This window comes from Nesterenkonia sp. PF2B19, assembly GCF_001758425.2.
Classification (GTDB): Bacteria; Actinomycetota; Actinomycetes; order Actinomycetales; family Micrococcaceae; genus Nesterenkonia; species Nesterenkonia aethiopica.
Genome location: NZ_MDSS02000049.1, coordinates 1 through 26,008, shown reverse-complemented (window position 1 = coordinate 26,008; position 26,008 = coordinate 1). Strand labels below are relative to the sequence as shown.

Below are 26,008 nucleotides of genomic sequence, written 5' to 3'. Positions count from 1 at the left end.
CGGACTCCCCGGCGCTGCTGGAGGGGCCCCCGGCTGCGGGAGCTGGCCGGCGCCGTCGTCGGCCCGGAGGTGGAGCTGTGGCGGGCCCCCACCGACAACGACGAAGGCGCGTCCTTCCCCAGCTACGATGCGGTGGACGCCGACGACTACCTGGCGGGAGAGGCCCGGCACGTCTCGGCGGCGGACCGCTGGCGGCAGGCCGGGCTCGACCGGCTGGTGCGCCGCGTGGTGTCGGTGGACGCCGGTGAGGAGGAGGTGACGGCGCGCCATCGGGTCTCCGCCGCGCAGAGCCGCGCCGCCCTGGACGTCACCGAGACCTGGACCGCCCAGCGGGCGGCGGACGGCGTCGTCGAGGCGGTGTGTGAGGTGACTGTGGTGCCGAACCGTGGCTGGCAGGACGTCTGGCCGCGCGTGGGGCTGCACCTGCAGCTGCCGGCAGACGTGGACGGCGCGTCCTGGTTCGGCCTGGGCCCGCATGACTCCTACCCGGACACGGCCCGGTCAGTTCGCGTGGGACGGTTCAGCGCGGGGATCGACGAGCTCACAGTGGACTACGCGCGGCCTCAGGAGTCGGGTCATCGCCCCGGGTTGCGGGAGCTGGTGCTGCGCCGGAACGGTGAGGACTGGCTGCAGGTGATCGCCGAGCCGGACGCCGCCGGTCGGCGCCCTGGGTTCACGCTGAGCCGGCACTCGGCCCACGAGATCGCCGCCGCCGGGCACCCGCATGAGCTGCCGGAGTCCGCGGTGACGCATCTGTACCTGGATGCCGCCCAGCACGGCCTGGGCTCGCGGGCCTGCGGTCCGGATGTGTGGCCCACCGCGATGCTGCGCCCCCAGGCGCGGACACTGAGGTTCCGGCTCCGAGCGCTCTGAGGGTCTCTTTCCCCGGTGGCCCGGAGGGATTGTCGCTAAACGTCGCGTCAGTGGCGATATTCCGACAATCCCTCCGGGGCCACCGTGTGTGGGGGTGAATCGGGTCAACAGAATGCTCATACCCCGATGGGGTACACTGGTGCCGCACCTGAGGATGAGAGCGGTTCTCAGTACAGGGCGAGGCTCTCTGGAGCCGGAGTCCTCGGGTGGAACGATGCACTGCCGCCCACCCGAAAGGATGGATCACCATGCCCCGCCGCCGCACGCTGACCGCAACCACCTCTGTCGCTGCCCTCGGACTGCTGCTCCTCACCGCCTGCGACTCTGGGGAAGATGCCGCGCCCCAGGAGGAGCAGGGCCAGGAAGTCGAGCAGGAGGTCGAGCAGGATGAGGCTCACGACGCCGGCCATGACGCCGATCATGACGCCGATCGTGACGATGCTGCTGTCTCCGATGACCACAATGCCGCCGACGTCGACTACGCCCAGGGCATGATCGCCCACCACGAGCAGGCGATCGAGATGTCCGAGATCCTGCTGGAGAACGAAGGGCTCGATCCCGAGCTGGAGAGCCTGGCCGAGGACATCAAGGCCGCGCAGGGGCCCGAGATCGAGCAGATGAAGTCCTGGCTCGAGGCCTGGGAGGATGGCGAGCATGCCGACCATGAGGCCGAGGACCACGCCACGGACGGCCACGCCACAGACGGTCAGGACGGCCATGACGGGCACCGGGACTCGGAGGCGCATGGCGGGCACGACGGCATGCTCACCGAGGATCAGCTCCTGGAGTTCACCGATGCCGAGGGGGCGGAGGCCGAACGGCTGTTCCTGGAGGGCATGATCCTCCACCACGAGGGTGCCGTCGAGATGGCGGAGGAGCACCTGGAGCAGGGCCAGAACCCTGAGGCCCTTGAGCTCTCCGAGCAGGTCATCGAGGATCAGTCCGAGGAGATCGAGCTCATGGAAGGCCTCCTCGAGGACTACTGACCCCTCAAGAACGCGATGGCTCCGCGCTTTGGGCCCTTTTCAGCGCGGATCACGCGTCATAAGGGCCCAAAGCGCGGAGCCATTCTGTGTATGGGCGGGGGCTCAGTCTTCGACGGCCCAGAATCCGTCCATCAGGACGTCGGCCACCACGGTGTTGTCCACGTAGTCCCCGCGCACCGGATCGGTGCCCACGATCTCCTCGAAGAACGCCTCCGAGCCGGCGCCGCGGACGAAGAACGGCACCACCTGGTTGGTGTGGTCGCCCGAGTACCAGCCCAGGTCGGGCAGTTGGCCGGCCTCCCCGGTCATCGGGGTGAAGCCGGGTTGGTCATCGGGGCCGGCCAGGTATCCGGTCTCGTGGTCGGCGGTGACGATCACCAGGGTCTCCTCCCAGGAGGACTCGGTCTCCACCCACTCGACCACGGCGTCGACGGCATCGTTGAAGTCCTGGACCTCCTCGATGTCCCGGGCGGTGTCGTTGGCGTGGCCCGCCCAGTCGATGGCCCCACCTTCGACCATGAGGTGGAAGCCCTCGTCGTTCTGGCTCAGGATGTTCAGCGCGGCCTCGGACATGGTGGGCAGGTCCACCACTGTGTTCTGCTTCACGTCATAGGGCTCCTGTGAGTCGCCGGATCGTCCGTGCTGCAGGGTGGAGGCGACCTGCGCCAGGCCGAAGGCGCGCTCCGGCAGGTGCTGGGCCTTCCCGCGGGCGTACTTGGCGAAGTCGGAGTCCTTGTCCGTGAACTCGAACTCCGTCTCACCGCCGGCGAGCCGCTCGAAGTCCTCTTCGGCGATGTAGGTGAACTCGGGGTCCTTGAGCTTCTTGCTGTCGTCGTCGTAGTGAGGGTGCCCGGCGCCGAAGATGACGTCCAGGTCGGAGTCGATCATCTCGTCGGCGATCTCGTGGTAGTTGTTCCGCGACTCATTGTGCGCAGCCCACGCGGCCGGGGTGGCGTGGCTGAAGGGGACGGAGGAGACGACGCCGGCGGAGCGGCCGGTGGCGATGGCCCGTTCGGAGAGGTTCTCGATGACCTCGCCGTCGGCGTCCAGCCCGATCGTGCCGTTGGTGGTCTTCTCTCCGGTGGCCATCGCGGTGCCTGCCGCCGCGGAGTCGGTGGCGCCGGTCTGCACCCAGTCGTGGTCGGACCATGCTGCCTGCGGGTCGTACTCTCCGCCGGCGGCGTAGGTGCTCAGGGCCAACATGTCCCAGTCCTCGTAGGTCTGCACCGCCTCGCCGGGGAGCTCCTCGAGAGTCTCGGGGTCGGCGTCGCCCTCGACCTGGTAGCGGGTCTGGCCGGTCTCGTACAGGTTGGTCGCGGCCAGGTGGTTGTAGCCCATGCCGTCGCCGATCATATAGATGACGTTCTTGGGGCCCTGTTCGGCATCGGCGCTGGCCGGTGCGGGGGCACCCACGCCGGCGAGGGCCGGGGCTGAGGCACCCAGAGCTGCGGCGCCGAGCGCGACGGCGGCGGCGAGGCTGACGCCTCGGGACAGGTGGGACGGTGCGGGTGACATTCTGCTCCTTCATCGGGGCTGTGCGTTCCGTGGAGGACGTTAGGGCTCGGATGTTCACAGCCCATGGCGTGACGGTGAATCGATGGTGGCGGACGGGTGACCAGGAGATCGGGCGTCGCTGACATGGGCGTCAGGAGGCGGGGGTGTCAGGAGTCGAGGTCGTGTGAGGTGCCATCGGTGTGACGCATCAGACAGAAGTATGCACTTGTGCAAGTTTGCATGAGTGCATATTATGTACGTGTGCAAGAACCAGTGATGTCTCAGCGAGAGCGCAACCGGATCGACACGTGGAATGCGGTGCATGAGGCCGCCCAGGCCATCGCCTGGGACGAGGGCCCGCAGGCCGCCACGGTGGAGCGGATCGCCGCCAGCGCCGGCGTCTCCCGTCGGACGTTCTTCAACTACTTCCCCACCAAAGAGGACGCGATCCTCGGCACCCGGGCGCCCGAGGTCACCGAGGAGGCGATCCGGCGCTTCCGCGGCTCGGAGGCGGACGAGCTCACACGCGTCGTCCACCTCTTCGTCGCCGTCGTGCGCACTGCCATCCCGGAGAGCACCTCCGCGCAGCGGCGCCGCATCATCGCCGAACACCCGGGGCTGCAGAAGCGCGTGGCCCTGCTGCTCTCCGAGGTCGAGCGGCTCGTCGCCGAGGTGATCCAGGCGCGGGTCACGACGGCGAGGACGTCGCGCTTGCCCAGCCTGACGACGACCAGCGCCTCGAGGCCCTGCTGATGCTCGCCGGCGTCATCGCCAAATTCGCCTTCCACCGTTATCAGGACTCTTCCTCCGCGGAGGACCCGCGCCACTTCCTGGAGGAGTCCATCGCCATGTTCAGAGAGGTCGTGGACACCACCCGATGAGCGCACCAGAGACTGACACGCAGGAGGAGCCCGCCGCACCGGCCCCCGAGTTCCCCCGGCCCGCAGGGCGCGGGCTGGCGCTGATCTTCGCCGCCCTGATGATCGCCATGCTCATGGCATCCCTGGGCCAGACCGTGCTTGCCACGGCGCTGCCCACGATCGTCGGGGAGCTTCACGGCGTGGAGCACATGGCCTGGGTCATCACCGCGTTCATCCTGTCCTCGACCATCATGATGCCGGTCTACGGCAAGCTCGGCGACATGTTCGGCCGCAAGCCGCTGTTTCTGGTGGCCATCAGCATCTTCGTCCTCGGCTCCGCCGTCGCCGGCGCGGCCCAGTCCATGGATGTGCTCATCGCCGCCCGCGTGGTGCAGGGCATCGGCGGCGGCGGTCTGATGATCCTCTCGCAGGCCACCATCGCCGACGTCGTCCCCGCCCGGGAGCGCGGCCGCTACATGGGCGTCATGGGTGGAGTCTTCGCCTTCTCCTCGGTGGCCGGGCCGCTGCTGGGCGGTTGGCTCACCGACGGGCCCGGCTGGCGCTGGACCCTGTGGATGAACATCCCCCTGGGCGTGCTCGCGCTGCTCGGCGTTGCGCTGCTGCTGAAGCTGCCGAAGCCTCCGCAGGGCGAGGCAGGTCGGATCGACGTCTGGGGGATGACGCTGCTGGGTGCGGCCACCGCTGCCGTCGTGCTCGTGGCCACCTGGGGCGGAGGGGACTTCGCCTGGACGTCCCCGGTGATCCTGGCGCTGATCGCCGTCGCCTGGTGGCCGGGCTGCTGTTCGTCTGGGTGGAGTCGCGGGTCGCCGAGCCGGTGCTGCCGCTGATGCTCTTCCGCAGCCGCAACTTCAACCTCACCATGGCCGCCGGCTCATCACCGGGGTGGCGATGTTCGGCGCCCTGGGCTACATGCCCACCTACCTGCAGATGGTCACCGGATACAGCCCTGCCGAGGCCGGGCTGCTGATGATCCCGATGATGGGCACGCTGCTGATCACGTCGATCATCGTCGGCCGGCGGGTGACGATGGCCGGCCGGTACAAGCACTTCATGGTCATCGGCAGCATCATCACCGCGGCCGGCCTGGGGCTGCTCTCCACCGTCCACGCCGATTCGCCCATCGTGTTCGTCTGCCTGTACCTGGGTGTGATGGGCCTGGGGCTGGGCAGCACCATGCAGCTGCTGACCCTGGTGGCGCAGAACTCCTTCCCGCTGCGCGCCGTCGGGACCGCCACCGCCGGACAGAACTACTTCCGACAGGTCGGCGCAACCCTCGGTTCGGCGGTCATCGGCTCGCTGTTCGCCACGCGCCTGACCACCATCCTGGCGGACAAGATGCCGGCCGACGCCGTCGGAGAGGGAGGGTCCAGCTCGCTGACTCCGGCGCTGGTGTCTCAGCTTCCTGAGCCGATCCACACCCTGGTGGTGGAGTCCTACAACGAGGCGCTCATGCCGCTGTTCCTGGCGCTGGTGCCGCTGGCGCTGCTCGCCACGGTGTTCCTGCTCTTCGTGAAGGAGAAGGCGCTGGCCACCACCTTGGAGAGGTGAGTCAGACATCACCGTGGCGAGGTGAGTGAGACACTGGCACCGTGATGAGTCCGGTGAGGAGTCCAGCGTCGAGCCCCGTCATGAGGTCGGTGGTGGGCCTGTGGCGGTCCTCCCACCCCGGCCCGACGCTGGTCGTCACGACCCTGGCGGCGGCCCTGGCGCTCGCGGCGGGCGTGGAGACCTGGCGCCTCGTGATGCTCGCCGCGGCGGTGTTCGCGGGGCAGCTCTCGATCGGGATCTCCAACGACGCCATCGACGCCGACCGCGACCGGGCCGTGGGGCGGACGGACAAGCCGATCGCCTGCGGGGAGGTCGGTCTGCGCACCGCATGGACCGCCGCCGTCGTGCTGGCCCTGCTGGCCCTGGGGCTGTCGGTTCCCCTCGGTGCGGGGCTCGCCGCAGCCCATGCCGTGGTGCTGGTGAGCGGATGGTCCTACAACGCCGGTCTGAAGACGGGGCCGCTGTCCATCGCACCCTACATCCTCGCCTTCAGCTGCTTCCCCTCCCTGGCCACCCTGGCGGCCGAGGAGCCGCAGCTCGCTCCCGGCTGGGCGTGGCTCGCCGGAGGCGCGCTGGGCGCGGCGCTGCATCTGACCAACGTCCTGCCCGACCTGGACGACGACGCCCGCACCGGAGTCCGCGGCACGCCCCACCGGCTGGGGTCGAGGACCTCCGTCGGGCTGGCGGCGGCCGCGGTGCTGCTGGGCGCGGCCTCCGCCACATTCGGGCCCGCAGGGGGCAGCATCCCCGACGTCACGGTGATCGGCTGGGTGGTCCTGGTCCTCGTCGTGGCGGTCGTGCTGATCAGCCTGGTGCTCGCGCGGGCAGGGTCCACCGGCCGGGTGCTGTTCCGTCTCGTCATGCTCGCCGCCCTGCTGTTGGCCGCGCAGCTCGTGGCCTCCGGACACGCGCTGGCGCCGTGACATCACCTGCCGTGACATCACCTGCCCTGACATCACCTGCCCTGACATCACCTGCCCGGATCGCCCCCTGATCAGCCGTGATCGGGAGGTCGGCTCCACGTCCTGGCGCCGGCGTCGAATCCCATCGCGTAGGCGCGGGTGAAGAGCTCACGGGCTCCCGGACTCAGCATCGCCCGCAGGCCGCAGCGTCGGAGGGCGTCCCGAGCCGGCGTCGCTGGCCGGCCCAGACGCAGGTTGACTCCCGCCAGCAACGCCGCCCGGCGGGCCGAGCGCATCCTGGAGAGCTCCCAACGTCGCAGGTCAGCCTCAGCGCAGACACCGGTGTGCAGCCAGGCCGCCAGCAGCGGAGCCAGGGCGACGGCGTCGAGCAGCCCCAGATTCATGCCCTGACCCCCGATGGGGCTGACCTCATGGGCGGCGTCGCCGACGACGAACACCCGTCCCTGGCGCATGGTCGGCGCCACCAGGCGGCGCACCCCGAAGCTGGTCACCTCACCGGCGATGACGCCGTCTGTGGAGATCCGCCCACGGTCGGTCAGCGCCTGCTCCATCCGGGCCGAGCGGGTGAGCGAGCCCTCGTCCGCCCCCGGAGGGTCCCAGGCGACGAATCGCCGGCGCCTCCAGGGAGGGGGAAGGACTCCAGCACGCCGGCCTCCGTGAGGTGCACCACGGCGGTGGCGCGGGAGTCGTCGTCGGGCACCTCGGCATCGGTCATCAGATAGCGGTCGGGGTAGGTGTGTGCCTGCAGCCCCGGGTGTACGAGGTGCCGTGAGCGGGCCCCTCCGGCGAGGACGACCAGCGGGGCGTGCCGCTCCCCGGCGTCGGTGCTCAGCTGCACGGCATCACCGACGGAGGCCAGCCCGGTGACCCGAACCCCGCGCACCGGCTCCGGCGCTGAGCGCGCCAGGACCGCCTCGGTGGCGGCTGCGGAGCGTCGCGACGAAGGGGAATCGCGCCGAGAGCCGGTCGAAGCGCACAGTGCCGAGCAGGCGCCCGCGGGAGCGTGCCTGCCCGTGGCCGACCCGTACGGCGTGCTCCAGGAGGCCTTCTGTGATCCCGGAGCCCTCCAGGGCGGTGAGCACCGGCGGGTGCACACCGATGGCGCGGGTGCCGGGGCTCGGCTCCGTCCGCTGTTCCAGCAGCTCGACGTCGACTCCGTGGCGCCGCAGCTCACCGGCCATCAACAGTCCCACGGGTCCCGCCCCGACGACGATCACCTCAGGCACGGCCGGGTGCCTCGGCGAGCAGGCGGAACGGTGTCGGCGCGGTGACGGTCCACTCCGGGCCCAGCGCGACCGCGAGCTCCTCGCGCCGGTGGCTGCGTCGGATCGAGCGCAGCCCGTCCGTCCGCAGGAAGGTGCCCGGAGCCAGCGGGGTGATGCCGACCGCGTAGAGCCAGTAGGCCCGTCGGCTCCGCGCGATGTCATTGTGCAGGACCACGCCCGAGGAGAGGGCGCGGGAGGCGCGGGCGAATTCGACCAGCTCGGGCGCCTCCAGGTGGTGGAGCACATGGTTGGAGATCACGAGGTCGAAGACGTCACCCTGGTGGAGGAGGTCCTCGGCGTCGGCGCACACGAACGTGGCGCCGGGGATCGCTCGTGCGCATGCCGCCCGGTGTGCCCGGGGGTCCGGGTCGGCGCCCGTCCACTGCACGTCGAGCCGGTCTCGGGCTGCCAGGCCGGCCAGGCGGGCGATGACGTCCCCGCCGCCCGAGCCGAGGTCGAGCACCCGGGCAGGTCGGTCCAGGTCGGCCAGCAGAAGGCGCAGGCGAGTGCGGTAGAGGGAGTCCCAGCCGGAGACCACACGGTTGACGATTCCGAAGCGGCGAAGGGTCGCGTGCAGCCGCTCAGGGTCGCAGTCGGGATCGTCCATGAGTTCGCGCAGCGTGTCATCGCGTCGTGAGAGGTCCATCGGGGGAGGGATCACCTCGTCCTGTGCATCAGGGCGGACTCCACGGTCAGGCCGGGCCCGAAGGCAAGAGCGGCGATCGGACCCTCCACGGCCGGATCCTCCAGGAGTCGTCCCAGGATGAACAGGATCGTCGCGCTGGACATGTTGCCGCAGTCCCTCAGCACCGCGCGGGAGGCCTGCAGCGCCGTGGGCTGCAGCGCGAGCCCCGACTCGACCCTGTCCAGCACGCTGCGCCCTCCGGGGTGGACCGCCCAGATGCCCGGCCGGGCCTCGTCGCCCAGGAGGCGGTCCACGGCGTCGTGGATCTCGCGTCCGATGATCCGCGGGACCTCCGCCGAGAGGGTCATCCGGAAGCCGTGGTCCCCGATCGTCCAGGACATGTCCGACTCACCCTCCCTGGTCAGCGCGGTGGCGAAGCGGTCCAGGACCAGCCCGCCCGTGTCACGGGAGATGTCGCCGGCGGTGACCAGCGCCGCGGCCGCCCCGTCGGCGAACACGGAGGCCGCCACCACCTGCTCCGGGTCCGAGGTCTCGCGGACATGGAGCGAACACAGCTCCACGCACACGACCAGGACGACGGCGCGGGGTCGTCCCTCGGCGATCTGGGAAGCCAGGCGCAGCGCCGGCAGTGCCGCAGCGCAGCCCATGAATCCCAGGTGAGTGCGCTCGACGTCGGGTGGGAGGCCGAGATCACGCACGAGGTGGTAGTCGAGGCCGGGGGCGAAGAACCCGGTGCAGGACACCGTGATCACGTGGGTGATCTGATCGGCGGCGACGTCGCCGCGGGTCAGGGCGTCGCGGGCGGCTGCCGCGGCCAGCGGAGGGGCGGCGCGCCGGTAGAGGTCGTTGCGGACGCCGGTCGTCGGGGACAGCAGTGTGCCGTCCTCGTCGATGAACACCCCGTCGGGCGAGCCCGCCAAGCTCTCCAGTGCGGTGTGCCTCGTCTGGATTCCTGACGCGTCGAAGGCGCCCCCGATGAGGCGGCGGGTGAGTCGGTCCGCGCCGGGCTGACGGGCGAAGAAGGCGCGCAGTTCCGGCTGCGGCGCCGAGGTCGCCGGCAGCGCCGTCCCGATGGAGGTGATCTGCGCAGACATGTGCCCACTTAACCATGTGCAGGACCTCGCCGTCGGGCTCCGGGGGAGGTGGCCCCTTGCATTAAATGAACGACAGTCATATTGTGAGGCATACCGCATGACGCGGGTCACAGGTGGCGGCCGCCTCAACGGCGCGGCGACCGCCACCCGACCCGTCCGCCCGGGCACCGCCGGGCGGACGTCCCCTTCACCTGCACGCCGCCGTCGAGCGCACTCCGCCATGCCGCGGAGGTCCGGCCCGTCGCGCACCGTTCCACCGAAAGGCACCCCATGCCCGCCACACCCGTCGAGGAGCCGGAGACCCGGCTCGGACCGGCCGCGACCAGCGCCGCGCCGCCCGACCGGCAGAGTCCGGAACCCCCACCCAGCCGGAGACCCGCGGCATCGAGCTCATCGACGAGTCGAGCCGCCGGGGACGCCCCGGGGCCCTCTTCTGGGTCTGGGCCGCACCCAACGCCAGCTTCCTCACGTTCACCATGGGTGCAGTGATGATCGCGGTGCTGGGGCTCTCCCTGGTCCAGGCGTTCATCGTCATCGCCGCGGCCTCGGTGGGGTGGATCCTCACCGGCATCATCGCGGTCAGCGGCCCGGCCGCCGGCACGTCCGGCTCCGTCATCAGCCGCGCCATGTACGGCGTGCTGGGCAACAGGCTCGTCGTGGGCCTCTACGGCTGGCTGCTGGCCGCCGTCTACCTCTCGCTGACCTGGTCCGCGGCCTCCATCAACGGGCTCGGCCTGCTGGGGCGGATGGGCCTGGCGCAGACGGCGACCCTGGGTGTCGTCGTCGTGCTGGTGGTCTCCGGGCTCACCGTGCTGGTGGCCGTCTACGGGCACGGGCTGATCCTGAAGACCTACCCGTACATCACCAACTTCCTGGTGGTCATGTTCGTGATCACCTCGCTGTTCATGATCCCGCACTTCGACTTCAGCCACGCCCCGGCGGAGCCGCTGGGCGGCATGCACCTGGCCATGATGATGACCATCGGCTTCACCATGCTGGTCTCCACGCCGGTGTCCTTCATCAACAGCCCTGACATGGCCCGCTACCTGCCGAAGGAGACCCCCGGTTGGCGGGTGGCCGCCGCCACCGCGCTCGGCGGCGCGCTGCCCGGCATCGTGTTCACCTCGGTCGGAGCGCTGATCGCCACCGGCGCCGGCTTCGACATGGTCCTGGACCCCATGGGCGCCTTCGACGCCGGACTGCCCGGCTGGTTCTTCCCGCTGTTCACCATCGCGGTGATCGTGGCGGCCATCGCCCTGAACGCGATGACCACCTACAGCGCCTCGATGGCCCTGCAGGCCCTGGGCATCCCGATCCGCCGGATCCCCTCGGCGCTCATCATCGCCGTCATCGGCACCGCACTGACCATCGTCTCCGTGGCGATCTACGACTTCACCACGGCGGTCTCCCAGATGCTCCAGGTCATCGTGGTCGCCGCCGGTCCGCTCATGGCGGTCTTCGTGGCCGACGTACTGATGCGCCGCGGCCGGTACGACGGCGTTGACCTCCTGGACGCCTCGCCGTCGAGCAGCTTCTGGTACCGGAAGGGCTGGAACCTGGCCGGGCTGCTGAGCTTGGTGCTGGGCGGCGTCGCCTCCGCGATGTGCCTCAACAGTGAGGTCTACGTGGGTCCGGTGGCCGCGGCCACCGGGCTGGACCTGTCCATTCCGGCCGGGCTCGTGATCGCCGCCGGCAGCTACGTGCTGCTCTCCCGCACGCGCCTGACCGCCCATGTCGCCTGACCGCCCACGTCGCCTGACCACCTGTCTCGCCTGAGCCACGAGGAGCCTCACCCACCATGGTGACCACGATCTACCGCAATGCCACGATCTTCACAGCCGACGACGCCGGCACCCCCGGCGCCCCCGGTGCGCGGGCGGAGGCCTTCGCGGTCTCCGCGGGCCGGTTCACCCATGTGGGCGGCCTGGAACAGGTGCGGGAACAGGCGCGAGCCGGCGTCGCCGCCGACGGTGACGAGGTGCTCGAGGTGGACCTCGGCGGACGGTTCGTCGGACCCGGCATCATCGACTCCCACACGCACCTGACCACGTTCGGGGAGGCCGTGGGGAAGGTGCAGCTGCGGGACTGCCGCACGCTGGAGGAGATCCGCCAGCGGCTGCTCGCCGCCCATCGGGCCGACCCGCGGACGCCTCGGATCCTAGGTGCGGGCTGGCTCTTCGACGCCGTCGGGGACGAGCACCCCACGGCGGCGATGCTCGATGAGGTGCTCCCGGATGTGCCGGTGTACCTGGACGCCAACGATCTGCACTCGGTGTGGGTCAACACCGCCGCCCTGGAGGAGATGGGCATCGACGCCCACAGCCCGGACCCGGTGGGCGGACGCATCGCCCGGGACGCCGAAGGGCGCGCCACCGGCATGCTCTACGAGACCGCCGGCCGACAGTACGCGCGGAACTTCCTGGAGCGGATCACCACCCCCGAGGACCAGGTCCGATTCCTCGAGCTAGCCTTCGCGGCCTATCTGGAGTCGGGGGTGACCACAGTGACCGACATGGCCATGAACCGGGCCGACGTCGCCGCGATCCGTGCCCTGGTCGCCCGAGACGGCGGACTGCCGTTCCCGGTCACGGCGCATATGATCATCGAGCCAGGGGAGGACACCGCGGCGGATCTGGCCGGGATCGAGGAGATCGTGGCCCTGCAGCAGGAGATCGCCGTCGGGCCCGAGGCGGACTGGTTCCGGATCGCCGGGGTGAAATTCATCATGGACGGCGTCATCGACGCCTGCACGGCGACCATGCGGGCCCCCTACGCAGACGGGACGAACTGTGACCCGATCTGGACCGCCGAGCGGCTGCGTCCGGTGGCGCACGCGGCCGACGAGGCCGGACTGCAGATCGCGATGCATGCCATCGGGGACCGTACCAGCGAGATCGCCCTCGACCTGCTGGAGGACTGCGCGATGCGGCGGCACCCCCGGCGCCACCGCGTGGAGCACCTGGAGACCGTCACCGAGGAGACCATCGGACGCATGGCCCGACTCGGAGTGACCGCCTCCATGCAGCCGGTGCACTGCGACCCGGCCATCATGGACAACTGGAAGGCCGTGCTCGGAGACCACCGCAGCGAGGAGGGCTTCCCCTGGAAGATGGTCCGCGACGCCGGGGTGGCCATCACCCTGGGCACCGACGCCCCCACCGCGCCGCACGAGGCGCTGCCGAACCTCTACATCGCCCTGACCGGCGGCTCCGCGATGTCGCCCGAGCTGCCGCCGTACCACCCGGAGCGGGCCTTCACCCCGGAGGAGGCGCTGACCGCGCTCACCGCGGGGGGAGCCTGGGCCGGAGAGATGGAGCACCTGCGCGGACGGATCCGGCCCGGGCTGGAGGCGAACTTCCTGGTGCTCGACGCCGACCCGCGCCGGGAGGCGCCCGAGGCCCTGCTCAGCACACAGGTGCACAGCACCTACGTCCAGGGAGTGCAGCGGCACCGGCGCTGACTCGGAGCTGTCTCCCATACGGGGTGCGGAACGAGCCGGGACTCCTTCCTCGTGGGGCGGAGACGTGGTGGACTGCGCGGTGTGACCGAGTACAGGAGGTTCCCGCCGGCGGCGGCCCTGGCCCACGTCGTCGAGCACTACTGGTCTGTCGTCTCGGAAGCGCCGGTTTCGGAGGCGCCGATCCCTCCGGCGGCGTCGCCACGACTGGCCGCGGTGCTGGTCCCCAACGGTCGGCCCACACTCCAGTTCTGTCTCGGTGCCCCCGGGACCCGTCGCGCCCTGGACGCCCCGCCGGTGTCGAACGCGGACGTCTACCTGCCGGTGAGCACCCGCCCCTTGGTGATTGAGCAGGAGGGCCCCTCACACTATGTCGGTGTGCAGTGCACCCCGTGGGGAGGGCGGGCGCTGTTCCCGCAGCTCACGGGCGAGCAGCCCGTCCAGGTGGAGGACGCCGCCGGCTCGTTGCCGGACAGGCGAGGGCTCGCGGAGGACCCCATCGGCGCGCTCGACGCCTGGCTCAGCGCTCTGGGGTCCTCGCCGATCCCCCAGGAATCGCTGCTGGCCGCCGCCGTCAGGCGCATCGACGCCGATCCTTCCGAGGTGGAGGTCAGCGCCCTGTGCCGTGAGCTCGCGATCTCGGCATCCACGCTGTACCGCGCGTTCCGGCGCGGCATCGGCCTCGCCCCGAAGCAGTACATCCAGGTCATGCGACACCGGGCGTTCACCGACCGGCTCCTGGCCGAGACGGACGGGGAACCGGCCGCGCTGGCCGCCGCCCTGACCGGCTACGCCGACCAGCCGCATGCCGCGCGGGAGTTCGCCCGATTCACCGGTATGACGGTGTCCTCCTTCCGGGACACCTATGACGGCATCGCCCGGCTCATGGCCCGCACCGACGAGGTCGCCGCGCACTGACCGATTCGTTCAAGGCAGCCGCGCACGGCGTCCCTACGCTGGAGCCATGGGACACATCATGCACGTCGAGCTGACCAGTGCGGCGCCCCAGGCGACCGCAGACTTCTACTCCCGGGCCTTCGGGTGGCGCACGGAGGCGTCGCCCTTCCTCCCGGACTACCTGCTGGCGCAGACCGGTGACGGGCCCGGAATCGATGCGGCCATCATGAGCCGCGAGCACCAGGAGCAGGCCGCCATCATCTGGATCCAGGTGGAGGACATCGACGCCGCCCGCGCCGCCGTGACGGAGGCCGGAGGTGATGCGTCAGGAGAGGTCCATGACCTCCCCGGGGAGGGACGGGTCGGGTACGTCACCGACCCCGACGGCGTGGTGCTCGGACTCAAGCAGCCCGCCTGAGGCTCCGGCGGCGGGCATGCCTCTACAGTGGAGGCATGGAGGAGACCCTCACCGGACGCCGCATCCAGCAGGTCGCCGCAGCCGCCGCCCGGCAGCTGCCCTGGGTCACGTGCACCCACCCGTTCGGGGAGGAGCACGACGTCTACAAGGTCCGCGAGAAGGTCTTCCTCATGGCCACCGACGTCACCGGAGAGCCGATCATCACCCTGAAGGCTCAGCCCGATGCCTCCGAGGTGCTACGCGAGGAGTTCCCCAGCATCCGCCCCGGCTATCACATGAACAAGCGGCACTGGATCTCCGTGGCCGAAGGACCGGGCGTGACCGCTGAGCTGATCGAGGAGCTGGTGGTGACCTCCTACGACCTGGTGGTCTCCACCATGGTCGTCTCACGCCAGCCGATCCGCTTCGGCCTGGGTCCCGACGACGGCTGATCGGGCAGGGTGCCCGTGGCGCCCGGGCGCCCGCTCACGGCGCCTCGGGGATCCAGGTCCCGCGCCGGGAATCGAACACGATGTGGGTCTCCGTGTTGCGGATCGCCGGGTGGACCGTGATGTGGTCCAGCACGAAGTTCTTCAGCTCCTCGGCGCTGCGCACCGCCACGGTGAGCATGAAGTCCGCCCGCCCGGTCAGGTGCACCACTTGCAGCACATGGGCCGTGGTGACCATGCTGTCCAGGAACTGGTCCACCGCTTCGCGGGAGTGGCTGCTCATATACACCGTGATGACGGCTTGGAGGGAATAGCCGAGCTGGGCATGGTCCAGGTCCAGCCGCGGAGGGCCGATGGTGCCCGCATCGCGCAGCCGCCGGCGTCGGTACGCGCAGGTGGACTCCGCCACGCCGAGCCGGGAGGCCAATGCCTTGTTGGTCAGCTCTGGGCTGGCGCTGAGTGCGGCGATGAGGGCGTGATCGAGCCCGTCCAGGGTCTCCGGCGTGAGTTGCCGACTCGACGACATGACCCCTCCTTCCGTTCGTCAACTATGCCGAGAACGCAGCATATCTCGTGATGGATGAGCATGTAAGCAAGATGTCTTGCTGAAGACTGTGTCCTCAGCAATCATCATGACCCATGAGACGCGAATCACACAGCCTGGACACGGCCGCGGTGCACGCCGGTCGTGACGACCTCGCCGCCCTCGGCGTCCACGCACTGCCCCTGGGCCTCTCCACCACGAACCCGCTGCCCGGCATCGAGGCCGGCGGGCTCTCCTATGAGGCGCTGGCCTCTGGGGGTGAGATGCCCGAGGGCGGCAGCGCGGTCTATGCGCGCCTCTGGAACCCGACCGTGGCGCGCTTCGAGGACGCCCTGGCCACCATGGAGAACGCCGAGGCCGGAGTGGCGTTCTCCTCCGGGATGGCCGCCGTCACCGCGTCGGTGCTGGCGCTGTGCCTGGGCGAACAGAAGCCGCATGTGGTCGCGGTCCGCCCACTCTACGGGGGCACCGATCACCTGCTGGCCTCTGGGATGGTGGGAACCGAGGTCACCTTCTGTGCCGCGCATGAGGTGGCCGCCGCGGTCCGTCCGGACACGGGGCTGATCATGCTGGAGACCCCGGCCAACCCGACCCTGGAGCTGGTGGACATCGCCGACGTCGTCGCCCAGGCCTCCGGCGTCCCGGTGCTGGTGGACAACACCTTCGCCACACCCGTGCTGCAGAACCCGCTGGACCACGGGGCCGCGCTGAGCCTGCACAGCGCCACCAAGTACCTCGGCGGCCACGGAGACGCCGTCGGCGGGGTGGTGGCCTGCTCGGAGGAGATCGCCGCCGGCCTGCGGCAGGTCCGGGCCATCACCGGCGGGATCCTGCACCCGCTGGCCGCCTACCTCTTCCACCGGGGGTTGGCCACGCTGCCGGTGCGGATGCGCGCGCAGCAGGACTCCGCCCGGCGGATCGTGGACTGGCTCTCCGGCCACGACGCCGTCGCCGAGGTCTGCTACCCGGGTCTCCACGGCGATCCCGCCGGGGTGCTCGGGAGGCAGATGCGGGGCACCGGTGCGATGATCGCCATCCGGCTGCGCGGCGGCTACGCGGCCGCCGAACGGCTCGCCGGGGACGTCTCCCTGTTCACCCACGCGGTCTCCCTGGGCGGGGTCGACTCCCTGATCCAGCACCCGGCGGCGCTGACCCACCGGCCCGTGGCCGCCGAGGCGAAGCCCGATGCCGACGTCGTCCGGCTCTCCATCGGGTTGGAGTCTCCGGAGGATCTGATCGCCGACCTCGCCGGTGCGCTGGTGTCTCCGGCGCTGATCGGGGAGGATCGGTGACGTGGACCACAGACCGATGACGACGCACCCGATGGACGAGGACCGGCAGTTCGAGACCTCGGACCAGTACGACCCGCCGACGACGAACTCGCGACCCCTGCGGGCCTCCTCCTCCGCCGACGCCACCGTGCTCGACGAGATCGCCCAGCGCGTGCTGTGGCTGGCCACCGGCATCATCGACGCCGCCAATCGCGGGCGGGAGAACACCGACGGGCTCAAGGTCGGCGGGCACCAGTCCTCCTCGGCCTCGATGGTCGGCATCATGACCGCCCTGTGGTTCTCCCAGCTGACCAGCCGGGACCGCGTCTCCGTGAAGCCGCATGCCTCCCCGGTGCTGCACGCCATCAACTACCTCCTCGGCGACCTCGACGCCTCCTATCTGACCCGGCTGCGGTCCCTGGGCGGGCTGCAGCCCTATCCCTCCCGGTCCAAGGACCCGGACACCGTGGACTTCTCCACGGGGTCGGTCGGCATCGGCGCCACCGCGCCCGTCTGGGCGGCCCTGTCTCACCGCTACCTGGCCAGCCGCATCGAGGACACCCCTCCGGCCGGGCGCTTCTACTCGCTGCTCGGGGACGCCGAGATGGACGAGGGTGCGGTGTGGGAGGCCATCATCGACCCCGAGGTGCGCCAGCTCGGCGAGGTCGTATGGATCGTGGACCTCAACCGCCAGTCCCTGGACCGCGTCATCCCGGACTCCCAGATCCAGCGGCTGCGGGGCATGTTCGCCGCCGCCGACTGGCAGGTCATCACCTGCCCGTGGGGCCGCCGACTCCAGGAGACCTTCTCCCGCCCCGGCGGCGAGGTGCTCGAGCAGCGCATGCGCACCATGCCCAACGAGGAGTACCAGCGGATCCTGCGCGCCCACCCTGCGGAGATCCGTGACCGTCTGCTGCGCGGCTGCCCCGCGCAGGACGCCGCCGCGCTGACCGAGCTCCTCGCCGGTCACGACGACGGCGCGCTCGCCGAGCTCGTGCGCGACCTCGGAGGTCATGACCTTCAAGAGCTGCAGGCCGCGTTCGCCGCCATCGACGACACGCGGCCCACGGTGGTGTTCGCCTACACGATCAAGGGCCGTGGACTGGCCACCGAGGGGCACCCGAACAACCACGCCGCACAGCTCACCGAGGAGCAGATGCAGGAGCTGGCCGAGGCCTCCGGCACGTCGCTCCAGGACCCGTGGGTCCGCTTCCCGGAGGACACTGCCGCCGGCCGGCTGTGCACCGAGGTGGCCCGGCGGCTGGCCCGAGAGCCCATCACCCCGGCCGTGCCCCCGACCGTCCCGGCCGAGCTCGGGTGGAGTCCGAAGGCGGTGACCTCCACTCAGGCCTCTCTGGGTCGTTTCCTCTCCGATCTGCGCCGCGCGTCACCCGAGGTGACGGATCGGGTGGTCACCGTCAGCCCCGACGTCGCCAGCTCCACCAACCTGGGCGGGTGGATCAACAAGACCGGGGTGTGGTCCCTGGCCGGGCGGCACGACTGGTTCTCGGATGACAGGGAGCGGCTGCTCAAATGGCAGGAGAAGCCGCAGGGCCAGCACATCGAGCTCGGGATCGCCGAGGTCAACCTGGTCAGCCTGGCCGGGGAGCTGGGGCTGACGGGAGAGCGCTGGGGTCAGCCGCTGATCCCCATCGGGGTGCTCTACGACCCGTTCATCAACCGGGCGCTGGAGCCGTGGACCTTCGGGCTCTACGCGGGAGGCCGCTCCCTCATGATCGGCACCCCCTCCGGGGTGACCCTGGCGCCCGAGGGCGGGGCGCATCAGTCCATCAACACACCCTCGGCGACCCTGGAGATCCCCGGGCTGACCAGCTGGGAGCCCGCCTTCGCCCAGGATGTGGAATGGGTGATGCTCGAGGCCATGCGGGACCTGCTGGACCCCGACGGCGGCTCCGCCTATCTGCGGCTGTCCACCCGTCCGGTGGACCAGTCCCTGGCGCAGGTGCCGGAGGACGAGCTGCTGCGCCGTCGTCGTCGGGAGCAGGTGGTGGCCGGCGGGTACCGGCTCTCCGCGCATCCTGCTGCCGAGGACGACGTGACCCTGGTGGGGGCCGGCGCGATCATGACCGAGGTGTGCGCGCCGCCGACGCTGGCGGGGCACGGCGTGCGCGCCGGCGTGGTGTGCGTGACCAGTCCGAGCCGGCTGTTCCGTGCGCTGCGGGCCCGCCGCGAGGTGTCGGTGACGCCGCGCTCGGCGATCCTGGAGACGCTGTTCCCCGCGGCGCATCCCCGGCCGCTGGTCACCGTGATGGATGCCCACCCGCACACGCTCGCGTTCCTGGCCGGAGTGCGCGGCGATGAGACCCACACGCTGGGGGTCACCGCGTTCGGGCAGGCCGGCACCATGGCGGAGATGCACCGGCTGCACGGCATCGACGAGGACTCGATCGCCTCGGCCGCCCTGGGGCTCCTGGGCCGCTGAAGGGCTGTCCCTCCCGTCGGCTCCAGAGGCAACCTGGCCTAGCGCTGGGTGCGCAGCAGGTCCTCGGCGCGGACGGCCACGTCGGTCTCGCGGGCGGCCAGAGTGTCGATGAGCTTCTCCACATGGACCACGCGGGACTCCCAGTCCTCGCCGCGCTGCTCGCGGCGGGGGAGGCGCTCCAGGGCTTGGACCTCGCGCCAGGCGGTGGCCAGCTCGGCCTCGTGGAGGCGCTGGTCGGCCTCTTCGGCGCGGCCTGCGGTGGGGGAGTCGCCGCCCAGGACGGCGACCATGTCTAGCCGGGAGAGGTCGAGGCCGAGGGCCAGCTCGTCGAGCCGCGAGCGCAGTCCGGCCAGCTGACGCCGCACCCGGCGGGTCCCGATTCCGCGACGCCCGGCCTCGGCCACGGCGACGCCGATCATCAGCAGCGTCTGGGCGCCGGACCAGGTGGCGACCGCCACGAGCCAGAACAGGGAGGTGGTGTCCACCTTCACCGACTCCTGGTGGTTGTACTCCATGGCGCGGCCCAGGTCCTGCAGGGTGTTCGCCACCTGGTCGCCCAGGGTGATCTCGAAGTCGCCGCCGCCGGACACCAGCAGGTCCGTGGCGCGGAAGGAGTAGGCGCCCAGGCGGCTGTCCACGCCCGAGCTGATCTCTCCGGTCATCGTGTAGCCCACCGCGAAGGTGTTCTCGTCGAGCAGCCAGACCGGCAGGATCCCCTGACCCAGGGCCACCTCCCCGGTGGCGGGGTCCAGGGCCTCGGGGTCTTCGGCGCCGACCTCCTCCTTGATCCGCGCGTGAGCGTTCACGATGTCCCAGTAGTCGATGTCGATGCGGTAGTCGTGATCCGCGCGCGGCGTGTAGCTGATGTAGTCATCGGCGGGCAGCAGCGCCACATGCAGGTCGAGATGGTCCGGCAGCAGGGCGGCATCCTCGCTGAACTCGACGCTGCGGGCCATGGACTCCCGCACGTACTCCAGAGTCAGGGAGTCCTGGTTGGAGGGTCGGATGTCGGAGGGCTCCTCGAACTCCGGGACGGCGCCGAGGTCGCCGACGACGTCCAGGGCCGCCAGAGGCTGGTCGCTTCCAGGGTCCGGCCGAAGGCGGTGTTCACGTCGGCGCGCTCGACGGCGGCCCATCCGGTGAGCAGCCCGGCCGCCACCGGGAGGATCATGCCGACGGTGGCGACCACGGCCTGCCAGCCCTCCTCGCTGATGCCGCCAGTCGAATGTTCTGCGGAGAGCTCGGTGTGGTCGAGTGCCGCCAGCACGCGCTCGGCGGACCACATCGGCCCACCCGCGGCGCCGTGCTGCAGTCCCAGGGTGGAGCGCAGCTCGTCCAGTGAGTCCGAGGCTCCTGCGGAGCTGGCCTGCACACGACGGCGGACCCGCTCCTCCGCGTCACGGCGGAGCGCCTTCTTCCCGGGGTGGTCCTCGCGGCGATGGGTCTTCAGGGCCCCGCTCAGGGCGGTGCAGGCGCCGACGATGCGCCGCTCCACCGCCTCCCACCTCTCCAGCAGCTCGGCGTGCTCGGCGACCAGACGCGCGCCGTCGCTGTCGCCGTCGTCACCGCCGCTTCTCGCGGGGATCGTCGCGGCCTCCTGGTTCAGGGCCAGCAACTCGTCGCGGGCACTGCGGAGGCGGTCCAGGCTCTCCCCGGTGCCCTCCCCTGCGGCCCGGGCGAGTCGACTTCGCTGGGCGAGCACCTCGTCCACCGACTGCAGCAGCGGCAGCGCCAGCCGGTCCAGCACCGAGCCGGAGCCGGCGTGCCCGGCGCGCAGCTCCGAGGCGGCGGCCAGGGCGTCGGCCCGCCGTTGAAGCTCGGCGGTCTCCTGGTCGAACTGTTCCAGGTCGGACCAGTCCGGAGTCTCACCGACGGTCTGGCCCGAGGAGCCGCGCGGAGCCGGGCCGCCCAGCCAGGCATGCTCCAGCTCCTGCTCCCGGCGGGCCAGGCGCAGACTGTCCGTCCGGATACGGTCCCAGTCGGACTCCAGGGCGGCCACGGCGTCGTCGTCGGATGCGCCTCCGGAGGGTGAGTCGGCGAGCGCGGCGCGGGCGGCCTCGAAACGCAGCTCGAGGACGTCGAGCTCCAGGACCACGCGGGCCAGGCGCAGCTTCGCCCGGGAGAGGCGTCGCAGGCGCCGTCGTTCCAGGCCCCGGGCGCGCACCCAGCCGGAGAGGTGCGCGACGCCGGCCAGCAGGGCAGCGCGGCCGCGGAGACCCACGTCGCCGGCGAGCGGCCGCCCTCGTCGAAGTGCAGGTCCGCCGCCGTCAGCGCCGCCCCGACCACGGCGTTGGGCCCGTGGCCGATGGTGCGGTTGTTCACGAAGGTCTCGCGCACCGTGGAGGCCACCGAGTAGCGATCATCGGAGTCGAGGCCGCTGATGCCCACGCGGGTGGCGTCGGCGAGGAACAGGTCGGGGTCCTCCGGGTCGTCGCCCACGGAGAGGATCATCTCGGCGTCGTCGATCTCGCCGTGCATGTACTCGTCCCACTCGAGCTCGCGGTCCACCACCCGCACGGTGAACGGCTGGTAGCTGGCCACCCGGCCCTCGGCGGCGGCCTCCACCGTCTCCTGGGAGATCCCGTAGGGGAGGTCGTCCTCCACGATGAAGGACACCTCGGCCTCCGGCTCGGCGGTGACGCGCTCATAGCCCACGACGCCGATCCCCACGGAGGCGCCGGCCAGCCCGAGGGCCAGAGTGGGGGCGACCCAGGCGGGGAGTCGGCCGATGACGTCGACGGGCGAGGGTCCGCCGGAGGAGGTGCGCGTCATCGCCTCAGTGTACGAGATCCCGTCAGGCCTGGGCCGGTGCGGAGTCGGAGCAGTGGGCCTGGAGCGCACGCATCGCGGCCGCCACTCGCGGGTTCTCCTCCGAGCCTCGGCGACGGGCGAGCAGGATCCGACGTCGTGGCACGGGAGATCCGGCCAGGGGGACCTGGACGACGTCGGGATGCGGGATCGTCATCGCCAGCCGGGGCACCGCGGCGATGCCGGCACCGGCTGCCACCAGCGCGGTCGTGGCGGTGAACTCCTGCGCCAGGTGGGCGACCCGCGGGGCGTAGCCGACGGCCCGGGTGGCGGCCAGCAGCTCGGCATAGGCGTCCTGGTGCGGATGCCCGGTGATCCAGTCCTGGTGGGCGGCGTCCTGGAGGGTGACCGTCTCCGCCGCGGCGAAGGGGTGGGCCCGGGGGACCAGCAGGTCGAGGGGGTCATCCTGGAGGCCGGTCACCGTGAGGTGATCTGCGGACAGCCCGCCGGTGGAGTCGTCGGCCACGTAGATGCCGAGGTCCACCGCCCCGGACTCCAGGGCGGCCACGAGCTCGCCGGAGTAGACCTCCTTGACCACCGGGCGCAGCTGGGGGTGCTGAGCCCGCAGGCCGGGGAGGGCCGGGGCGATGATCGAGGAGATGGCCGTGGGGAACCCGCCGATGCTGATCGGTCCGCACAGCTGTGTGGCGGCGGTCGCCACATCACCGAGGGCGGTCTCCCACTGGGCGTTGAGCGCGCGGGCGTGGGCCACCAGCCGCTCGCCCGCCGGGGTGAGGCGGACGCGCCGCCCGTGACGTTCCAACAGGTCGACGTCGAGCTCGCGGGCCAGTTCCTTGAGCTGCCGGGAGACTCCGGAGGGGGTGCGGTACAGAGCCTCGGCGGCGGCCGTGACCGTGCCGTGCTCACAGACGGCGATGAGCAGCTGGAGGCGCGAATCAATCATGTACCTATAGTGCATGAAATCAGGAAAATGATGAACCTGGACTCCGTGATGATGTCCCCGTAGAACTGAAGGTATGACACCACATGCCCCCGCAGAGACGACTCTCGAGAGCCCGCGACGGCTGGCGGCCATCCTGCTGCTGTTCGCGGCGGTGATGCTGGTCGGCGGGACGGACATGACCAAGGTCGTGGTCGCCCTGCCGGAGCTGACTGCCGACGTCTCGCTCGACCCCGCCGGGTCGGTCTGGGTCGCTGACATCTACCCCCTGGCGGCCGGCGCCGTCCTGATGACCAGTGCCGTGCTCGCCGACCGCTTGGGGCGGCGACGCCTCTACCTGTCCGGGCTGGTGGTGGCCGTCCTCAGCGCCGCGCTGGTCGGCTTCTCCTCCACCGGTGCGGCGGTCATCGCCGGGCGGATTGGCCAGGGCGTCGGAGCGGCGCTTCTGATCGCCGGCACGGTCGCGATCATCCGGGTGACCTTCCCTGGGGGCCGTCTGCGCGCCCTGGCCTACGGGGTCTGGGTGGTCGGCTTCAGTGCGGGTTCGGCGCTCGGGCCGCTGGTGGGCGGGGTGCTGGTGGACCTGGCCGGCTGGCGCTGGGTCTTCTGGGTCAATGTGCCGGTGCTCGGCCTGTGTCTGGTGGCCGCCGCCGTCGTGTTGCGCGAGTCCCGCAATCCGGACCCGCCGCGCCTGGACGGGCTCAGCATCGTGTCTTCGATGGCCGCCGTCGGGCTGCTGGTGGTGGGGATGAAGACCCTGGCGCGGCCCGAGTCGCCGGCCTGGGCCAGTGTGGCGGCGCTGCTCGGCGGGGCGCTCCTCGCGGTGGTGTTCGTGGGCCGCCAGCTGCGCATGCCGCGGCCGTTCCTGGACGTGCGGCTGCTCGCCGACCCGCTGCTGGGCACCTCCGCGGTGATCATCCTCGCGACGCTCGGCGTCTTCAACGGCGCCCTGTATCTGCTCACGCAGCAGCACCAGCTGGTCGACGGACTCTCCGTCGTGCGCACCGGCATCGCCCTGCTCCCTCTGGTCGCCGCCAGTGCGGCCGGAGGGCTCCTGGGGCCGCTGCTGCACCGATGGATCTCGCAACGACCCCTCATCGTCGTCGGACTGGGCCTGGTCGCCGGCGGGCTGCTGACGGTGGCTGCGCTCGACGGCGTCGGCAGGTCGGCGGGCATGGTGCTGCTCGGGGTCGGGGCCGGGATCATCATGTCCATCGGGGCGAACGCGCTCATGAGCGCGGCGCCGAGACCCGGACCGCCGACGCCGGCGCCATCCAGGAGACCGCCTTCGCACTCGGCGCCGGAGTCGGGATCGCCGCACTGGGGACGCTTGCGATCCATCACGGGGCGGAGGCGGCGACTGGGAGCTCCGCGGCGGTCCACGGTCCCGGCGCCGAGGCCGCCCTCGGGCTGGGTGCGGTCCTCTACGCCCTGTTCGCCATGGGCGCGGGCCTGATGATCCTCAGCACCGCCGACGGCGATCCGGAGACGGCCGCCGAACAGGAGCCTGTGCGCAAGGCTGTGGGGGAGGCGCAGCGTCATCAGGGTGCGCGGCGCGAGCGCGCGGATCGTCGCCCGCGGAATGCTGAGGGGGCTGACGTCCGGCGCGAGCCCGTCGAGGTCGGCGGTCGTCGCGGATCGGGCGTCACGTCCCGTGCGTCGTCGAGGTGACCGCCCTCCCCGTCTTCAGGGGCGGAGGCCGGAGCCTTGTGGTGTCGGTGCCCATGGTATTGCCTGGAGGGGTGAGTCCCGGTTCCTCCCCGCCGGCGCGCGACGCCACCCTCGACATCGCGAAGGCGCTGGCCATCATCCTCATCGTGGTCGGGCATGTGTGGCGCGCGCTGGAGCCGGCAGGGCTGGTGCAGGATCCTCTGCTGACTCGGGTCGACTCCGTCATCTACATGTCGCACCTGTCGGTCTTCGCCTTCGCAGCCGGGCTGTTCGTGGCCGGTGGGATGCGCCGTGACGGGCCCTGGCACTACGCCCGCGCCCGCACGGTCACCTTCCTATGGCTCTACACCCTGTGGTCCACCCTGCAGCTGCTGATGAAGATGGCTGTGGGATCCTCCGTCAATGACCCGGTCTCGCCGGGAGAGCTGCTGCGGATCTGGGAGCCCAAGGAACAGTTCTGGTTCTTCGGATGGCTCACCCTGATGATGCTGCTCGCGGCCGCAGCCCGGCCCTGGATCAGCCGTCGGGCCGCCGCAGCGGCCCTCGGGGCGGCCGCCGTCGGCTCGCTGGCGGTGTGGGGGCTGAACTGGAACGTCCTCGGCGGTGAGGGCCTCGCCCTGACGGTCTTCTTCTTCGCGGGAGTGGTGCTGACCGGGCGCCGTCTGCTCGGCTGGATGCAGGGTCTCCGTATCGGACCGGTGCTCCTCGTGCTCGTCGTGGCCGGCGCCGTGTGGGTGGTGCTGGGCGCCACGCTGCTGGGGACGCCGCCCACGGCCTACGGGAGTCTCCGCACCGTCTCCAGCGTGGCGCTCGGCGTCGTCGGCTCCAGTGCGGGCGTCGTCGCCGTCCTCGCGGTGTCCTGGCTGCTGGCGCGGAGGTCCGCGGGCATGCGCTGGCTGGCGTGGATCGGTGAACGGTCGCTGGTGGTGTTCGTCGCGCATGTGTTCTTCACGGCGAGCACGCGCATCGCGCTCAGCGCGGTGGGGGTCGACTCCCTCGGCGTCCATGTGGTGGTGCCCACCCTCGCCGGCGTCGTCGGGCCGTTGGTCCTCTACGTCGTAGCGCTGCGGCTGCGGCAGGACTGGGTGTTCGAGGCTCCGCGGTGGTTGAGGCGCCTCGCCCGTGCTGACCCGAGCCCGGCTCCACGTCCGTGAGGGCTGTAGGATCTCACCGAACTTGTCAGAACGGCAGTGCGCTGACCTGAAGTTTGACACATGCCGGGAACTGGGTTTTTCTCACTAACTTGTCATGATCCTCAGACTCCTAGCTCCGCCGCCCATATCTCACTTATCAGTTCCTCCGTTAGTTTCGCCTGCTTGTCTGGGCCCCGCGAGTCGGTAAAAGAAGTCCCGTAGGCTGTCTGAACCGCACTGGGATTCTTGGAGACTCCATCGTTTGGAAAGGATGATGGAGACATGCCACAAGAGATCAAACCGGGCAACGCGACCACGCGCCGATAC

Annotated in this window: 25 protein-coding genes and 1 pseudogene; 16 read left to right on the top strand and 10 right to left on the bottom strand. The window is 70.9% G+C overall.

What is annotated here, in order from left to right:
- Nucleotides 1-873 (top strand): beta-galactosidase small subunit (locus BCY76_RS13155; protein ID WP_237090148.1); only part of this gene is annotated, 873 nt, incomplete at its 5' end.
- Between the two features lie 248 nt (nt 874-1,121).
- A complete protein-coding gene (locus BCY76_RS13150; protein ID WP_070158898.1) occupies nt 1,122-1,859 on the top strand; it encodes a DUF305 domain-containing protein in 738 nt (245 codons plus the stop codon).
- Nucleotides 1,860-1,961: 102 nt separating this feature from the next.
- Here the strand turns inward: BCY76_RS13150 and BCY76_RS13145 are convergent, their stop codons facing one another.
- Nucleotides 1,962-3,374, bottom strand: a complete 1,413-nt coding sequence (locus tag BCY76_RS13145; RefSeq protein ID WP_085437796.1) for an alkaline phosphatase — start codon at nt 3,372-3,374, stop codon at nt 1,962-1,964.
- A 255-nt stretch (nt 3,375-3,629) separates the two neighbouring features.
- On the opposite strand from BCY76_RS13145, the gene BCY76_RS13140 reads away from it, so the two are divergent.
- The 5 genes from BCY76_RS13140 to BCY76_RS13130 all read left to right on the top strand — a co-directional run bounded on the left by BCY76_RS13140 (nt 3,630) and on the right by BCY76_RS13130 (nt 6,705).
- Nucleotides 3,630-4,106, top strand: coding sequence for a TetR family transcriptional regulator (locus BCY76_RS13140; protein ID WP_170922695.1), 477 nt, complete (start codon nt 3,630-3,632; stop codon nt 4,104-4,106).
- Complete coding sequence (locus BCY76_RS20025) at nt 4,106-4,234, top strand: hypothetical protein (RefSeq protein WP_272896851.1); 129 nt, start codon at nt 4,106-4,108, stop codon at nt 4,232-4,234. Before BCY76_RS13140 ends, BCY76_RS20025 begins: the two co-directional genes overlap by 1 nt.
- The gene (locus BCY76_RS20020) at nt 4,231-5,061 is read left to right on the top strand and encodes an MFS transporter (RefSeq protein WP_272896850.1); all 831 of its coding nucleotides are present in this window, start codon (nt 4,231-4,233) and stop codon (nt 5,059-5,061) included. Before BCY76_RS20025 ends, BCY76_RS20020 begins: the two co-directional genes overlap by 4 nt.
- A 61-nt stretch (nt 5,062-5,122) precedes the next feature.
- Nucleotides 5,123-5,782: an MFS transporter gene (locus tag BCY76_RS20015; RefSeq protein WP_272896852.1), complete on the top strand. Its 660-nt coding sequence runs from the start codon at nt 5,123-5,125 to the stop codon at nt 5,780-5,782.
- A 92-nt stretch (nt 5,783-5,874) separates the two neighbouring features.
- Nucleotides 5,875-6,705 (top strand): UbiA family prenyltransferase, encoded by an 831-nt coding sequence (locus BCY76_RS13130; RefSeq protein ID WP_237090147.1) that lies wholly within the window; start codon nt 5,875-5,877, stop codon nt 6,703-6,705.
- Nucleotides 6,706-6,776: 71 nt separating this feature from the next.
- On the opposite strand, the pseudogene BCY76_RS19530 reads toward BCY76_RS13130, so the two are convergent.
- The 5 genes and pseudogenes from BCY76_RS19530 to BCY76_RS13115 all read right to left on the bottom strand — a co-directional run.
- A pseudogene (locus tag BCY76_RS19530) lies at nt 6,777-7,262 on the bottom strand (FAD-dependent oxidoreductase); the annotation flags it as partial.
- Nucleotides 7,241-7,543: a hypothetical protein gene (locus tag BCY76_RS19525; protein WP_237090146.1), complete on the bottom strand. Its 303-nt coding sequence runs from the start codon at nt 7,541-7,543 to the stop codon at nt 7,241-7,243. The pseudogene BCY76_RS19530 and the gene BCY76_RS19525, both read right to left, overlap by 22 nt.
- Nucleotides 7,544-7,547: 4 nt before the next feature.
- Nucleotides 7,548-7,931, bottom strand: coding sequence for an FAD-dependent oxidoreductase (locus BCY76_RS19520; RefSeq protein ID WP_237090145.1), 384 nt, complete (start codon nt 7,929-7,931; stop codon nt 7,548-7,550).
- Entirely contained in the window at nt 7,924-8,616 is a 693-nt protein-coding gene (locus BCY76_RS13120; protein WP_070162485.1) for a methyltransferase domain-containing protein, read from the bottom strand. Before BCY76_RS13120 ends, BCY76_RS19520 begins: the two co-directional genes overlap by 8 nt.
- A gap of 11 nt (nt 8,617-8,627) precedes the next feature.
- Nucleotides 8,628-9,710 carry a type III polyketide synthase gene (locus tag BCY76_RS13115; RefSeq protein WP_070162481.1) on the bottom strand — a complete coding sequence of 361 codons (1,083 nt, stop codon included), beginning with the start codon at nt 9,708-9,710 and terminating at the stop codon, nt 8,628-8,630.
- A gap of 113 nt (nt 9,711-9,823) precedes the next feature.
- On the opposite strand from BCY76_RS13115, the gene BCY76_RS13110 reads away from it, so the two are divergent.
- From BCY76_RS13110 to BCY76_RS13090, 5 genes are all read left to right on the top strand, one after another.
- A complete protein-coding gene (locus BCY76_RS13110; protein WP_237090144.1) occupies nt 9,824-11,452 on the top strand; it encodes a purine-cytosine permease family protein in 1,629 nt (542 codons plus the stop codon).
- A gap of 56 nt (nt 11,453-11,508) precedes the next feature.
- Entirely contained in the window at nt 11,509-13,170 is a 1,662-nt protein-coding gene (locus BCY76_RS13105; RefSeq protein ID WP_085437793.1) for an amidohydrolase, read from the top strand.
- Between the two features lie 81 nt (nt 13,171-13,251).
- Nucleotides 13,252-14,085 (top strand): helix-turn-helix domain-containing protein, encoded by an 834-nt coding sequence (locus BCY76_RS13100; protein WP_070162479.1) that lies wholly within the window; start codon nt 13,252-13,254, stop codon nt 14,083-14,085.
- Between the two features lie 46 nt (nt 14,086-14,131).
- Entirely contained in the window at nt 14,132-14,482 is a 351-nt protein-coding gene (locus BCY76_RS13095) for a VOC family protein (RefSeq protein ID WP_070162477.1), read from the top strand.
- Nucleotides 14,483-14,517: 35 nt separating this feature from the next.
- Entirely contained in the window at nt 14,518-14,913 is a 396-nt protein-coding gene (locus tag BCY76_RS13090; protein WP_085437792.1) for an MmcQ/YjbR family DNA-binding protein, read from the top strand.
- 34 nt (nt 14,914-14,947) lie between these two features.
- On the opposite strand, the gene BCY76_RS13085 is transcribed toward BCY76_RS13090, so the two are convergent.
- Nucleotides 14,948-15,436 (bottom strand): Lrp/AsnC family transcriptional regulator, encoded by a 489-nt coding sequence (locus BCY76_RS13085; protein WP_070162475.1) that lies wholly within the window; start codon nt 15,434-15,436, stop codon nt 14,948-14,950.
- A gap of 113 nt (nt 15,437-15,549) precedes the next feature.
- On the opposite strand from BCY76_RS13085, the gene BCY76_RS13080 reads away from it, so the two are divergent.
- Nucleotides 15,550-16,746 (top strand): trans-sulfuration enzyme family protein, encoded by a 1,197-nt coding sequence (locus BCY76_RS13080; RefSeq protein WP_070162473.1) that lies wholly within the window; start codon nt 15,550-15,552, stop codon nt 16,744-16,746.
- Nucleotides 16,747-16,762: 16 nt separating this feature from the next.
- On the top strand, nt 16,763-19,168 hold the full coding sequence (locus BCY76_RS13075) for a transketolase-like TK C-terminal-containing protein (protein WP_139827791.1): 2,406 nt from the start codon (nt 16,763-16,765) through the stop codon (nt 19,166-19,168).
- Between the two features lie 38 nt (nt 19,169-19,206).
- Here the strand turns inward: BCY76_RS13075 and BCY76_RS17670 are convergent, their stop codons facing one another.
- From BCY76_RS17670 to BCY76_RS13065, 3 genes are all read right to left on the bottom strand, one after another.
- Nucleotides 19,207-20,124 carry a hypothetical protein gene (locus BCY76_RS17670; RefSeq protein ID WP_139827790.1) on the bottom strand — a complete coding sequence of 306 codons (918 nt, stop codon included), beginning with the start codon at nt 20,122-20,124 and terminating at the stop codon, nt 19,207-19,209.
- A 23-nt stretch (nt 20,125-20,147) separates the two neighbouring features.
- Entirely contained in the window at nt 20,148-21,389 is a 1,242-nt protein-coding gene (locus BCY76_RS13070) for a hypothetical protein (protein WP_085437791.1), read from the bottom strand.
- A 573-nt stretch (nt 21,390-21,962) separates the two neighbouring features.
- Nucleotides 21,963-22,880: a LysR family transcriptional regulator gene (locus tag BCY76_RS13065; protein WP_070159037.1), complete on the bottom strand. Its 918-nt coding sequence runs from the start codon at nt 22,878-22,880 to the stop codon at nt 21,963-21,965.
- Between the two features lie 73 nt (nt 22,881-22,953).
- On the opposite strand from BCY76_RS13065, the gene BCY76_RS13060 reads away from it, so the two are divergent.
- Entirely contained in the window at nt 22,954-24,333 is a 1,380-nt protein-coding gene (locus BCY76_RS13060) for an MFS transporter (RefSeq protein ID WP_201791136.1), read from the top strand.
- Nucleotides 24,334-24,619: 286 nt separating this feature from the next.
- The gene (locus BCY76_RS13055; protein WP_070159039.1) at nt 24,620-25,702 is read left to right on the top strand and encodes an acyltransferase family protein; all 1,083 of its coding nucleotides are present in this window, start codon (nt 24,620-24,622) and stop codon (nt 25,700-25,702) included.
- Nucleotides 25,703-26,008: the final 306 nt, after the last annotated feature.